This is a genomic window from Sphingopyxis sp. (assembly GCF_036402335.1).
GTDB lineage: Bacteria > Pseudomonadota > Alphaproteobacteria > Sphingomonadales > Sphingomonadaceae > Sphingopyxis.
On sequence record NZ_DASWTD010000090.1, the window covers coordinates 1 to 11,984 of the forward strand.

15 protein-coding genes are annotated in these 11,984 nt (G+C 64.7%); 9 read left to right on the forward strand and 6 right to left on the reverse strand.

The window, feature by feature from the left end; all coding sequences use genetic code 11:
* Positions 1-36: 36 nt before the first annotated feature.
* From bla to VGD20_RS02690, 3 genes are read right to left on the reverse strand one after another with little or no spacing between them, the layout of a single operon-like run.
* Positions 37-915, reverse strand: a complete 879-nt coding sequence (gene bla / locus VGD20_RS02680) for a class A beta-lactamase (RefSeq protein ID WP_331132968.1) — start codon at positions 913-915, stop codon at positions 37-39.
* Positions 915-1,253, reverse strand: a complete 339-nt coding sequence (locus VGD20_RS02685; protein ID WP_331132980.1) for a 2Fe-2S iron-sulfur cluster-binding protein — start codon at positions 1,251-1,253, stop codon at positions 915-917. Before VGD20_RS02685 ends, bla begins: the two co-directional genes overlap by 1 nt.
* Positions 1,250-2,341, reverse strand: a complete 1,092-nt coding sequence (locus tag VGD20_RS02690) for a cysteine desulfurase family protein (RefSeq protein ID WP_331132969.1) — start codon at positions 2,339-2,341, stop codon at positions 1,250-1,252. Before VGD20_RS02690 ends, VGD20_RS02685 begins: the two co-directional genes overlap by 4 nt.
* A gap of 140 nt (positions 2,342-2,481) precedes the next feature.
* On the opposite strand from VGD20_RS02690, the gene VGD20_RS02695 reads away from it, so the two are divergent.
* Positions 2,482-3,138, forward strand: a complete 657-nt coding sequence (locus VGD20_RS02695; RefSeq protein WP_037510410.1) for an alpha/beta hydrolase — start codon at positions 2,482-2,484, stop codon at positions 3,136-3,138.
* Between the two features lie 139 nt (positions 3,139-3,277).
* Here the strand turns inward: VGD20_RS02695 and VGD20_RS02700 are convergent, their stop codons facing one another.
* Complete coding sequence (locus tag VGD20_RS02700; RefSeq protein WP_331132970.1) at positions 3,278-3,442, reverse strand: hypothetical protein; 165 nt, start codon at positions 3,440-3,442, stop codon at positions 3,278-3,280.
* 112 nt (positions 3,443-3,554) lie between these two features.
* On the opposite strand from VGD20_RS02700, the gene rpiB reads away from it, so the two are divergent.
* The 5 genes from rpiB to VGD20_RS02725 are packed head-to-tail and all read left to right on the forward strand — an operon-like array spanning position 3,555 to position 6,724.
* Positions 3,555-4,007, forward strand: a complete 453-nt coding sequence (rpiB, locus tag VGD20_RS02705; protein WP_331132971.1) for a ribose 5-phosphate isomerase B — start codon at positions 3,555-3,557, stop codon at positions 4,005-4,007.
* Positions 4,004-5,311, forward strand: coding sequence for a serine hydroxymethyltransferase (glyA, locus tag VGD20_RS02710; protein ID WP_331132972.1), 1,308 nt, complete (start codon positions 4,004-4,006; stop codon positions 5,309-5,311). The genes rpiB and glyA overlap by 4 nt, the downstream gene beginning before the upstream one ends.
* Positions 5,312-5,315: 4 nt before the next feature.
* Entirely contained in the window at positions 5,316-5,534 is a 219-nt protein-coding gene (locus tag VGD20_RS02715) for a hypothetical protein (protein ID WP_331132973.1), read from the forward strand.
* A 3-nt stretch (positions 5,535-5,537) separates the two neighbouring features.
* On the forward strand, positions 5,538-6,002 hold the full coding sequence (gene nrdR / locus VGD20_RS02720) for a transcriptional regulator NrdR (RefSeq protein WP_331132974.1): 465 nt from the start codon (positions 5,538-5,540) through the stop codon (positions 6,000-6,002).
* The gene (locus VGD20_RS02725) at positions 5,999-6,724 is read left to right on the forward strand and encodes an RNA methyltransferase (protein WP_331132975.1); all 726 of its coding nucleotides are present in this window, start codon (positions 5,999-6,001) and stop codon (positions 6,722-6,724) included. Before nrdR ends, VGD20_RS02725 begins: the two co-directional genes overlap by 4 nt.
* A 41-nt stretch (positions 6,725-6,765) precedes the next feature.
* Here VGD20_RS02725 and VGD20_RS02730 read toward each other — a convergent pair whose 3' ends face one another.
* Complete coding sequence (locus tag VGD20_RS02730; protein ID WP_331132976.1) at positions 6,766-7,080, reverse strand: chorismate mutase; 315 nt, start codon at positions 7,078-7,080, stop codon at positions 6,766-6,768.
* 201 nt (positions 7,081-7,281) lie between these two features.
* Here VGD20_RS02730 and rpsD point away from each other — a divergent pair, with 201 nt between their 5' ends.
* Entirely contained in the window at positions 7,282-7,893 is a 612-nt protein-coding gene (rpsD, locus tag VGD20_RS02735) for a 30S ribosomal protein S4 (protein ID WP_037510385.1), read from the forward strand.
* Positions 7,894-7,957: 64 nt separating this feature from the next.
* Here rpsD and VGD20_RS02740 read toward each other — a convergent pair whose 3' ends face one another.
* Entirely contained in the window at positions 7,958-9,925 is a 1,968-nt protein-coding gene (locus VGD20_RS02740; RefSeq protein WP_331132977.1) for an alpha/beta hydrolase family protein, read from the reverse strand.
* 159 nt (positions 9,926-10,084) lie between these two features.
* Here VGD20_RS02740 and VGD20_RS02745 point away from each other — a divergent pair, with 159 nt between their 5' ends.
* Both VGD20_RS02745 and VGD20_RS02750 read left to right on the forward strand, forming a co-directional pair.
* Positions 10,085-11,767 carry a M28 family metallopeptidase gene (locus VGD20_RS02745; RefSeq protein ID WP_331132978.1) on the forward strand — a complete coding sequence of 561 codons (1,683 nt, stop codon included), beginning with the start codon at positions 10,085-10,087 and terminating at the stop codon, positions 11,765-11,767.
* A gap of 18 nt (positions 11,768-11,785) precedes the next feature.
* Positions 11,786-11,984 (forward strand): agmatine deiminase family protein (locus VGD20_RS02750; protein ID WP_331132979.1); only part of this gene is annotated, 199 nt, incomplete at its 3' end.

An 11,984-nucleotide genomic window follows, 5' to 3' on the forward strand; every position in this document is an offset into this window, starting at 1 on the left:
TATGGCGGGGCGCGGCGTGAAATGCAAGCGGCGTGCTCAGTCGGGCAAATCCGCGACGGTGAGGCGCGTCGCGTCGGCAAGGATCGCGCTGGCGGTATCGCCCTCGACCGTCGGGCGATCGAGATACATCGCGATTACATATTTCCCGCCGCCGGGCGTCTCGACGAAGGCGACGTCGTTATAGGCATTGCCGCACGATCCCGTCTTGTCGCCTGCGATCCAGCCTTGCGGCAGGCCGGCGCGGATGCGCTTGAGGCCGGTCTGGCTCTCGATCATCCAGCCGCGCAATTGCTTGCGATGCCCCGGCTGCAGCCGGTTTCCATAAACATAGCCGGCAGCACTCGTCGCCATCGCGATCGGGCTGGTAGTATCACGCTCGTCGCCCGATGCATTTTCGTTGAGGTCGGGTTCGATGCGGTCAAGCCGTGTCACCGTATCGCCCGCGCGATGGAGCGCAGCGGTGAAGGCGGCCGGGCCCCCGATCTGCTTCAGAATGAGGTTCGCGGCCGTGTTGTCGCTGAGGACGACGGCGTCCCGGGCGGCAGCGTCCAACCGCTGCTCGCCCTTTCCGTCCGGCCCGAGCAGCTTTTCGGTTCCCGGCGAATAGGGAACAAGATCGGCGCGGGTGAAGGCCAGCGGCGTACGCAGCGACAGGCCCTTCGCCGCACGCTCGAGCAGCTGCCCCGCGAGCAACAGCTTGAAGGTCGAGCACATCGCGAAACGCTCGTGCCCGCGATCGGCGGAGACCAGCTTTCCGCGTGCGTCGACGACCGCGATACCAAGCCGGCCGCCGCTGCGCTTTTCGAGCTCGCGTATCGCCTTGGCCGTGATCACCGAATCGCCGGTCGGCTCGCCGGGCGCGGCCGCGCATCCCGCCAGGGCGATCAGAGCGATTCCGACAAGAAGCGCACGCATCAACGCGGCCCCTGCATATTGCGGCTTTCGGACGGAATATGAACGGTCAGCCCGTCGAGTTCGCCGGTCAGCACGATCTGGCAGGATAACCGGCTGGTCCGTCGCACACCGGCGGCAAGGTCGAGCATATCCTCTTCCATCTCGCTCGCGGGCGGCAGGCGTTCGAAATCCTCTTTCGCGACGATGACATGACAGGTCGAGCACGCCATCTGGCCCTCACACGTCCCCTCGAGCGGCATCATATGCGCCTGCGCGACGTCGAGCAGGATCGATCCGGGTTCGGCCTCCGCCTCGGTACGCCCCTTGCCGTCGGCATGGATGAAGGTGACGCGCATCAGTTCACGCCCTGCAATCGTGCGGCGTCCTTGATGGCATTGAGCCCGGCGCGCAATTCCTGTTCGCTGGTATAGCGTCCCCAGCCGAGACGGATCGAGGCGCGCGCGTCAGCCTCGCTCACCCCCATCGCGCGGAGCACGTGACTGACCTTGCCCGACCCGCTGCCGCACGCGCTGCCGAGCGAGAAGGCGACATTGCGCGCGTCGGACATCAGGCGGAGGCCGTTCACGCCCTCGCGCCGGACGTTGAGGTTGCCGCGGTAACGCGGGTTCGCGGCGCCGTTGATCGTCCATTCGGGGAGCAGGTCCAACGCGAGCGACCAGAGGCGTTCGACGTGCGCGGCGTCGGCGTCGAAGCGTTCGGTCGCGAGCGCCGCCGCTGCGCCGAATCCGGCGCACAGCGCGGGCGAGACGGTGCCCGACCGCATCCCTTGCTCCTGTGCGCCGCCGAACATCAGCGGCGGCAGGTCGACGCCGTCCCTGATCCAGAGTGCGCCGATGCCTTTCGGGCCGTGGATCTTGTGCGCCGAAATCGCGATCAGGTCAGCCGTGTCGGGAATTGCGACGCGGCCGAAGCCCTGAACTGCGTCGCAGAGCAGCAAGCTGTTCTTCGCATGCGCGGCGGCGGCTAAATCGGCGACCGGCTGGATCGTCCCGACCTCGTTGTTCACCAGCATGATCGCGACGATGCCGCCTTCGGGAATCAGCGCGTCGTCGGGCATCAATGCCAGCCCTTCGCCGTCAACCGGTATGATCGTCGCATTGAGCCGCTCGAGGCATTGCAGCGACGCGGCATGTTCGATGCTGAGCCCCGCGACGCCGCCCGGCATCGCCTCGGCGCCGCGCAGCAATGCCCAGTTGAGCGCTTCGGTCGCGCCCGAAGTGAAGAATACCCGTCCGCCCCTCGGCAGCAGCGCCGCGACCTGATCGCGCGCGAACTCGACCGCGGCGGCGGCGGCGCGGCCGGCCTTGTGCGTGCTCGACGGATTGGCGAAGCCCTCACCTTCGCCCGGCCCCTCCAGCCAGCGCAACATCGCTTCGCGCGCCTCGGGAGCGAGCGGCGTAGTGGCTTGATAGTCGAGGTAAATCATCCGGCGAGAGAGTCCTTATTGCGAACGATTCGCAAAAGTTGCATGTTGATACCTATTTTCTATATAGGCGCCATCTTCGCTCCGCCACCCCGCCTCTCGGCGAATCACTGGCAAGCCCACGAGACATAGAAGGTGCGCCCATGCCCGACGTTATTTTTCCCGGCCCCGAGGGCCGCATCGAAGGCCGTTTCTCGCCCCCGCCGCGCCCGCGCGCGCCCGTCGCGCTGATCCTTCACCCGCACCCGCAGGGGGGCGGCACGATGAACGACCGCATCACGCAGGCGATGTACAAGAGCTTTGTCGCGCGCGGTTTCGCGGTGCTGCGCTTCAACTTCCGCGGCGTCGGCCGCAGCCAGGGCACGTTCGACAACGGCATCGGCGAGCTTTCCGATGCCGCGTCGGCGCTCGACTGGGTCCAGTCGATCCACCCCGAGGCGCAGACGACGTGGATCGCGGGTTTCAGCTTCGGCGCGTGGATCGGCATGCAGCTCTTGATGCGCCGCCCCGAAATCCGCGGTTTCCTGTCAGTCGCACCACCGGCGAACATGTACGACTTCAGCTTCCTCGCGCCCTGCCCTTCGTCGGGCATCATCGTCGCGGGCGGGCAGGACGAGATCGTGCCGCCGAGCGCGGTGCAGAAGCTGGTCGACAAGCTGCGCACGCAAAAGGGCATCACGATCCATCACGACGAAATCCCGCGCGCGAACCACTTCTTCGAGCATGAGCTCGACCAGTTGATGAAGTCGCTCGATAACTATCTGGATATGCGGCTCGCGCCCGATTCGCCGATCCGCTGAGGAGCCATCCTCCCTGTGGCGGAGCCATGGGGAGGTGGCAGCGCGAAGCGCCAAGGGAGGGGCCATGACGCCAACCCCTCCACCATCCGCTTCGCGGACGGTCCCCCTCCCCACCGCTTCGCGGCAGGGAGGATCAGGCTTATTTCGTCGGCACCAGCCAGATCGCGACGTTGGCGAACATCACCAGCGCGGCGACGAGCATCAGCAAGGCGTGGCGCCGGTCGCCCCCCCGAAAGACATAGACGGCGCCGCCGGTCAGAAGAACCCCGGTCAGCATCAGGATGGACATGATCGTGTCGGACATGGGACGGCTTTATCGGGCGCGTCACAAATTTGCCACCTCGCTTATGGCAAAGTTCGGCGCCTTCGCCTAAAGCGCGCTCATCGATTCCCTTAGACCCCGCGGGAGCCGCACCATGCGCATCGCCATCGCCTCCGACCACGCCGCTTACGAGCTGAAAGCCGTGCTTGCCGACTGGCTGCGCGAAAAGGGACACGAGGTCGAGGATCTTGGTACCAACGGCCCCGAAAGCGTCGATTATCCCGACTATGGCTACCGGCTGGGCGCGGCGATCGCCGACGGCCGCGCGGAACGCGGCGTTGCGCTTTGCGGGTCGGGCATCGGCATTTCGATTTCGGTCAACCGCAATCCCGCCGCACGCTGCGCCCTCGTGTCCGAGCCGCTGTCGGCGAAGCTTTCGCGCGAGCATAATGACGCGAACATCATCGCGATGGGCGCGCGCCTGACCGGCATCGACATGGCGAAGGCCTGCCTCGACGCCTTCCTCACGACCGATTTCGCCGGTGACCGCCACGCGCGCCGCGTCGACAAGCTTTCCAACCCGCCCCAACTGGAGACCAGCCGATGACCACAGACACGCTCGACAAGCCCATCAAATCGGCCGGCTATTTCACCGACGGCGTCGACAGGGTCGACCCCGCGGTCGCCGCGGCGATGAAACATGAGCTCGACCGCGAACAGCATCAGATCGAACTGATCGCATCGGAGAATATCGTCTCGAAGGCGGTGCTCGAGGCGCAGGGATCGGTGTTCACCAACAAATATGCCGAGGGCTATCCCGGCCGCCGTTATTATCAGGGCTGCGGCCCGTCGGACGAGGTCGAAACGCTCGCGATCGACCGCGCCAAGCAACTCTTCGACTGCGGCTATGTCAACGTCCAGCCGCATTCGGGCGCACAGGCGAACGGCGCGGTGATGCTTGCGCTGACCAAGCCCGGCGCGACGATCCTCGGCATGAGCCTCGACGCCGGCGGTCACCTGACCCACGGAGCGCCGCCCGCGATGTCGGGCAAATGGTATAATGCCGTGCAATATGGCGTGCGCCCCGACGATCATCTCGTCGATTTCGACCAGGTCGAGGCATTGGCGAAAGAACATCGCCCGACGCTGATCATCGCGGGCGGTTCGGCCTATCCGCGCACGCTCGATTTCGCGCGCTTCCGCGCGATCGCAGACGATGTCGGCGCGCTGCTGATGGTCGATATGGCGCATTTCGCGGGCCTCGTCGCCGGCGGCGCCCACCCCTCGCCGCTCCAGCACGCACATGTCGTCACGACGACGACACACAAGACGCTGCGCGGCCCGCGCGGCGGCATGATCCTGACCAACGACGAAGCGATCGCCAAGCGCATCAATTCGGCGGTCTTCCCCGGGCTGCAGGGCGGCCCGCTGATGCACGTCATCGCAGCGAAGGCGGTGGCGTTCGGCGAAGCGCTGCGCCCCGAGTTCAAGGATTACGCCAAGGCAACGATCGCGAATGCGCAGGCGCTCGCGAACCGGCTGAAGGCACGCGGCGCCGATGTCGTCGCGGGCGGCACCGACACGCATCTCGCACTGATCGATCTTCGTCCGCTCGGCATCACCGGCCGCGACGCCGACGAAGCGCTCGAACGCAGCGCGATCACCTGCAACAAGAACGGCATCCCCTTCGATCCGCTGCCGCCGGTCAAGACCAGCGGCATCCGCGTCGGTTCGCCCGCGGGCACGACGCGCGGCTTCGGCATCGCCGAATTCGAGGAAATCGGCGATATGGTCGCCGACGTGCTCGAGGCGCTGCGCGACAAGGGCGAGCATGGCGATGCCGATGTCGAGGCCGACGTTCGCGGACGCGTTCGCGCGCTGTGCGAACGCTTCCCCATCTATCAAGGATAAGGCAATGGCACGGCAGCACCCGGAGGAACCGACGCTGGTCGAACTCTCGATCGAAGAGGTCAAGGCGATGGGCAAGCAGGGCATGGCCCATCCTTCGACCCGCCCCGTACTGACCGGCGGTGCGATCGGCGCGGTCGCAGGTATATTGTTGCCGGTTGTCACATGGCCCGTCGGCCTGTTCGCCGGCGCGGCGATCGCGCTCTACACGAGGGTGAAACGCTAGCCCATGCGTTGTCCCTATTGCGGCCATGAAGACAGCCAGGTGAAGGACAGCCGTCCGACCGAGGACGGCGCCGCGATCCGTCGTCGCCGCCAGTGCGAGGATTGCGGCGCGCGCTTCACGACCTTCGAGCGCATCCAGCTTCGCGAGGTCGCCGTGCTCAAGGCCGACGGCGGCCGCGAGCCCTTCGACCGCGAAAAGCTGATGCGCAGCATCCAGATCGCGTGCCGCAAGCGGCCGATCGACGGCGCGCGGATCGAACGACTGGTGTCGGGCATCCAGCGCCAGCTCGAAACCTCGGGCGAAAGCGAAGTGCAGGCGCAGCAGATCGGCGCGATGGTGATGGAGGCGCTCAAGGGCTTCGACAATGTCGCCTATATCCGCTTTGCCAGCGTCTATCGCGATTTCACCGAAGCCAAGGACTTCGAGGAATTCGCGTCTTCGGTCACCGAGGCGGCGCACAAAAATTGAGCGTCGCCCCGCCCCCCGTCATCATCCTCGTCCGTCCGCAACTTGGAGAGAATATTGGCAAGGCGGCGCGTGCCATGCTCAATTTCGGGCTGACCGAACTGCGCCTCGTCGCCCCGCGCGACGGCTGGCCCAATCCCGACGCGGGTCCGGCGGCGTCAGGCGCCGACATCGTGCTGGCCGAAGCGCATGTTTTCGACACGCTCGCCGAGGCGGTAGCCGACTGCACCACCATCTATGCGACGACGGTACGCAAGCGCGGCGTCACCAAGCCGGTGCTGACGCCGGAAACGGCAGCGCGCGAAGTCCATGCCAGCGTCGGCCGTTCCGCCTATGTCTTCGGGCCCGAACGTTCGGGTCTCGAAACCGACGACGTCACCTTGGCGCACAAGATCGTAACGGTGCCGATCAACCCCGAATTCGCCTCACTCAACCTCGCGCAGGCGGTGATCCTGCTCGCCTATGAATGGTCGAAGGGTGTTGCGCTGGCGAGCCCGCCCGAAGTGCCGCTCGACCCGCCCGCACCGCACGCCGAGATGGAGGAACTGATCGGACATCTGGTCCGCGACCTCGACGCCAGCGGCTATTTTTTCCCGCCCGAACGGAAGGAAATGACGCTGCGGACGCTGCGCACCGCGCTGACCAAGACCGGCTGGTCGTATAACGACATCCGGATGATGCACGGGATCATCACCTCGCTCGGCCGGACGCCAAGGGCGCGGTGATCGAAGGGCTCTGACCGGAACGGGACCGACAGGCCGCGCGATCAACTACCGGCGCGCAGATGGTCCCAGCGAACCGCCTCATAGGCGATCGATTGTTCGACCAGCTCGTTCCACACCGCGCGCAGCCGATCGGGCTCCAGCCCGGCCGTAGCGGCTTCGCGCCCGACATTGTCGAGCACCTGTGCCTTGCGCGCTTCGTCGCGCACTGCGCTCCGGTCGGTCTTGATGCGCGCTGCGGCATCCATATAGCCGAAGCGGCGGACGAGCAGCGCGACGAGTTCGCGGTCGACCTGGTCGACCCCGACGCGGACCTCGGTCATCGTTTCGCACTCTTCGGGAAGTTTGGCGGACGTCATGGCCGCTGCCTTTAGCGGCTTTTTCCGCTGTGTCGAGCAGCCGCTGTAACGCTTGACTTTACGCCGATCGCCGTCTAACCGCGCGCCTTCGCAATGGACCCCGCACCCCGGTGAAGCGGCGGTCGCATATGGCAAAGCCCATATGGTGCGACCCGGGAACAAGCCGAAATCCTTCGGCACACAGCATATTGGAGACGACATATGTCGAAGCGCCAGAGCGCCAAGTATAAACTCGACCGCCGGATGGGTGAAAACATCTGGGGTCGCCCGAAGAGCCCGGTCAACCGCCGCGAATACGGCCCCGGCCAGCACGGCCAGCGCCGCAAGGGCAAGATGTCGGACTTCGGCATCCAGCTCCGCGCGAAGCAGAAGCTGAAGGGCTATTACGGCGACATCACCGAAAAGCAGTTCAAGAAGAACTATTTCGAAGCCTCGCGCATGAAGGGCGACACCGGCCAGAACCTGATCGGCCTGCTTGAGCGCCGCCTCGACGCCGTCGTCTACCGCTCGAAATTCACCCCGACGATCTTCTCGGCGCGCCAGCTCGTCAGCCACGGCCACGTCTATGTGAACGGTGTGAAGTGCAACGTCGCCAGCCGCCTCGTGAAGCCGGGCGACGAAGTCACCCTCGGCAAGAAGGCGCAGGAAATGGCGCTGGTCGCCGAAGCGCAGAGCCTGCCCGAGCGCGACCTGCCCGAATATCTGTCGGTTGACGGCACCAAGTCGACCTACGTCCGCGTGCCCACGCTCGACGAAGTGCCCTATCCGGTGAAGATGGAACCGAACCTGGTCGTCGAATTCTATTCGCGCTGATCGCGTTCGCTATCGAATTCAAAGGGGCGGTCCGGAAACGGGCCGCCCCTTTTCGTTGCGCCCATTATTTCGGCAGAAAGGCGGCGATCCGGTTCAACATATCGGTGCGCGCGTCGCTGTCATTCAGGTTGTGCGCCAGGCCGGGATATTCGATCAGTTCGGCGGTTCTGCCCGCATCCTCGATCGCGCGTTTCATCCGCCGCGATTGGTCTATGTCGACATTCTGGTCGAGCGCCCCGTGAAACATCAAAACCGGCGCCTGAATCGCGGCGGCATTTTGCGCCGGCGATCCCTCCCGGATGTGCGGCCCGCTCCCGATAAAATCGCGAGCCAGCGCGCCCGTCGTGTATTTTTCGGCCTCCTGCTTCAATTTGGCGAGGTCGGTTACGGGTGCGATCGCAACGATCTTTTGGAACAGACTCGGAGCAATCGCGCCGGATTGCAGCGCCGCATAACCGCCATAGGACCAGCCGACGATCGAGAGTCTGGCCGGGTCGGCCCCCTCTTTCACCAGCCAGCGCCCGGCATCGGTCACATCGCCAACGGCGGTACGCCATGATTTGAAGCCATTGTTTTGATACCATTGGTCGCCATAACCCGACGATCCGCGAAAATTCGGCTGAACGACGGCATACCCCTTTTGCGCGAAAAATTGCGCGATCCAGTCAAAACCCCATTCGTCGCGCGCCGAAGGACCGCCATGCGGCATCACGATGGCCGGCAATCCTTTGGCATCGGTGCGGCCCGGCGGCAGGGTCAGATAGCCGGGGATCATTGTCCCATCGGCGGCGGCATAGCTGATCGGCTTTACCGGCGACAGGGTCTGCCCGGCCAAAAGCGGGCGATCTTCCAGCAATGGGCGAAGCTGCTTTTCGGCCGGCGTGTAACGATAATAGCGGCCGGGATCGACGTCGGACCCCGCCCAGACGAGCCACTGCCGCTCGTCTGCCGAGGCATCGACGAAATAGACATCCTTACCGCCCAAGGCACGCGACAGCGCCTTTGCCATCGCATCCACCTTGGGATCAGTCGTCACCATATGTCGTCGTTCGGTGACATAGGTGGCGCCCACCACCCGCATGTCGCGGCCGACGCGCACCAGCCTGTCGACGTCAACCTCCGGATGCTGAAATAATATCGATCCCTTGCCGGTGCCGTCGAGTTGCACGGCGCTGACGGTATAACGCCCATTCACCTTGGCAAAACCGATAGCGCGGTCGGTCGCGGCATCGACCGCAACCGCATCGAAACCCTCGCGGGTCGTCATATCCAAAGCCGACAGGGGTTGCCATGCACCCCCCGCGCGCGGCCGGAAGAAATACCGCACGGTGCTGCCCAGATACTGCGTCTGGCCGGCCGTGGCATGAACTCCCATCACCCGCACCGCGCCCTTGCCGTCGGTGATATATTCGGTCGCATCGCGGCGCGGTTTTTCGACGACCTTGGTCGCGCCCGTCAAGGCATCGACCAAGTCGACGCCCATCCCGTCGGCGTCTTTGCTGATCAACGAGGCGCCGCGAAGATTGGCCTCGGGAACATAGCTGCGCATCATCAGGACGCTGCCCGGCGTTCCCGACTGCCAATCGATGACGTTGCCGCCGCGAAAGTCATAACCGATGGCATTCGACCCACGCTGCTTGCTCAACACCTTGGTATTGCCACCCGCGGCATCGACGCCGACGAGCGTGGTGTACCCGTAAATCTCCCCGCCATATTCCTGTCGCCCGCCCACCTGACAGATCAGCCGCACATCGCTGACCCAGCCGCACCAAAGCAAAATTTCAGGGTCGCCGGTCGCGCGCAAAATACGAAGCGGCACCGAATCCTCGCCGATACGGACCACGAAAAGATCGTTTGCCTGCCCCTTGCCCGGCGCGATGAACGCCAGTTTCTGCCCATCGGGCGACAGGCTCGCCTGACTTACGCCGGGCAGCGTTCCGAACAAGCGCGCCGCATCCTCTTCCTGCGCCTGCGCCTGCGCCGTACCAACGACGAGCAAAAGCCCCGACAAACCCAGAAAGCGCCCCAGCATCCGATACCCCCTGTTATTCCATCCCGTTTTTCCATTGCTACGGATAATGGCATCGTTTTCCAAGCAGCAATGATCCGGCAGCGGCGGCGATACTTGCACCCGCGGCATCGGGCTGGCACAAGCCCGGTCGTCGCAAACGAAACTTTCCAAGGAAACTCCATGCTTCGCTTCCCCAGAGCCGCCGCGGCCGCCGCGGTCCTTTTATCCGTTGCCGCATGCAACACCTCCGACAAGGCGGCGACCTCCGCCACCGCCATCCCCGACGTCCAGATTCCCGAACTGTCGCTTGCGACGCTTCAGGAAGTCACGAAGGAACTGTCGTCGGACGCGTATGAAGGCCGCGCGCCCGGCACCGCGGGCGAGGAAAAGACCGTCGCCTATATCATCAAGAAATATGAGGAAGCGGGGCTGAAGCCCGGGAACAACGGCAAGTGGACGCAGGACGTGCCGCTGGTCGAGATCACTGCGAAAAACGCGACGCCGATCAGCTTTACCGGCGGCAAAACGCCGGTGACCGCACAATATGCCAAGGACTATGTCGCATTCAGCTGGCGCGTCCAGCCGAAGACCGAAGTCAAGGACAGCGACGTCGTCTTCGTCGGCTATGGCATCAACGCCCCCGAAAAGGGCTGGAACGACTATGCCGGGCTCGACGTAAAGGGGAAGACCGTCGTCGTCCTCGTCAACGATCCCGACTGGCAGACCAAGGAAGCCAAGGGCGAGTTCAACGGCCGCGCGATGACCTATTATGGCCGCTGGTCGTACAAATATGAGGAAGCCGCGCGCCAGGGCGCCGCCGCGGTGCTGATCGTCCACGACACCGAACCCGCCGCCTATGGCTGGAACGTTGTCGAAAGCAGCAACACCGGCACGCAATATCTCGCCGAGAGCAAGAATGCCGGCGCCGACCAGACCGTCGCCAACGGCTGGATCCAGCTCCCGAAGGCGAAGGAGCTGTTCGCAAGTGCCGGACAGGACTTCGACAAGCTGCGCGCCGCTGCGGGCCAGAAGGGCTTCAAGCCCGTCGCGCTCACCGGCGTGAAGGCGAACTTCGGTTTCGACAACGAGATTGCGAAGAAGATGTCGCGCAACGTCATCGGCGTGCTGCCGGGCGCCAAGCGGCCTGACGAATATGTGCTCTACACCGGTCACTGGGACCACCTCGGCCGCTGCACCGCCGTCGCCGGCGACGACATCTGCAACGGCGCCGTCGACAATGCGAGCGGCATCGCCGGGCTCGTGACGCTGGCGCAGGCTTTCCACAAGGCGGGCGCGCCCGACCGCAGCATCGTCTTCCTGGCCGTGACCGCCGAGGAATCGGGCCTGCTCGGTTCGAAATATTATGCCGAAAACCCGATCTTCCCGCTCGCGCAGACCGTCGGCGGCGTGAATATGGACGCATTGAACGCAATCGGCCCGACGAAGGACATCGTCGTCGTCGGCCGCGGCAAGTCCGAACTCGACGCCTATGTCGCCAAGCTCGCCGAAATGGACAAGCGCGTGATCAAGGACGAACCGACCCCCGAAAAGGGTTTCTATTATCGTTCGGATCACTTCAGCTTCGCCAAGCTCGGCGTGCCGATGTTCAACTTCGGCAGCGGCGACGACCTGGTCGAAGGCGGGGTCGAAGCGGGCAAGAAAGCGTCGGAAGACTATGAAAAGAACCGCTACCACGCGCCGGGCGACGAATATGAGGCGATCACCAACTGGGGCGGCATGATGTCCGACCTGCGTCTCTATTATGCTGCGGGCCGCATGCTCGCGATGACCGACGCATGGCCGAACTGGGTCAAGGGCGACGAATTCCGCGCCGCCCGCGACAAGTCGCGTCCCGCGAAATAAGCGGAAAAGCGCGCGCCCATGACGCTGAAAATGCCTGCCGAATGGGCGCCGCACGCCGCCGTCTGGATCGGGTTCCCCCACCTCGCCGAGGAATGGGCGGGCGCGATCGACGAAGGGCGGCGCGACGTCGCCGCCTTTGCCAACGCCGTCCATGACGGCGGCCGCGGCGAAGAGGTGCGGCTTGTGGTCAACGACGCGCGGCAGGCGGATATCGCCG

What these genes read in the sequence shown, in the direction of transcription:
- bla (WP_331132968.1), bottom strand. Translation starts at nt 915, where the DNA reads ATGCGTGCGCTTCTTGTCGGAATCGCTCTGATCGCCCTGGCGGGATGC.
- VGD20_RS02690 (WP_331132969.1), bottom strand. Translation starts at nt 2,341, where the DNA reads ATGATTTACCTCGACTATCAAGCCACTACGCCGCTCGCTCCCGAGGCG.
- VGD20_RS02695 (WP_037510410.1), top strand. Translation starts at nt 2,482, where the DNA reads ATGCCCGACGTTATTTTTCCCGGCCCCGAGGGCCGCATCGAAGGCCGT.
- VGD20_RS02700 (WP_331132970.1), bottom strand. Translation starts at nt 3,442, where the DNA reads ATGTCCGACACGATCATGTCCATCCTGATGCTGACCGGGGTTCTTCTG.
- rpiB (WP_331132971.1), top strand. Translation starts at nt 3,555, where the DNA reads ATGCGCATCGCCATCGCCTCCGACCACGCCGCTTACGAGCTGAAAGCC.
- glyA (WP_331132972.1), top strand. Translation starts at nt 4,004, where the DNA reads ATGACCACAGACACGCTCGACAAGCCCATCAAATCGGCCGGCTATTTC.
- VGD20_RS02715 (WP_331132973.1), top strand. Translation starts at nt 5,316, where the DNA reads ATGGCACGGCAGCACCCGGAGGAACCGACGCTGGTCGAACTCTCGATC.
- nrdR (WP_331132974.1), top strand. Translation starts at nt 5,538, where the DNA reads ATGCGTTGTCCCTATTGCGGCCATGAAGACAGCCAGGTGAAGGACAGC.
- VGD20_RS02730 (WP_331132976.1), bottom strand. Translation starts at nt 7,080, where the DNA reads ATGACGTCCGCCAAACTTCCCGAAGAGTGCGAAACGATGACCGAGGTC.
- rpsD (WP_037510385.1), top strand. Translation starts at nt 7,282, where the DNA reads ATGTCGAAGCGCCAGAGCGCCAAGTATAAACTCGACCGCCGGATGGGT.
- VGD20_RS02740 (WP_331132977.1), bottom strand. Translation starts at nt 9,925, where the DNA reads ATGCTGGGGCGCTTTCTGGGTTTGTCGGGGCTTTTGCTCGTCGTTGGT.
- VGD20_RS02745 (WP_331132978.1), top strand. Translation starts at nt 10,085, where the DNA reads ATGCTTCGCTTCCCCAGAGCCGCCGCGGCCGCCGCGGTCCTTTTATCC.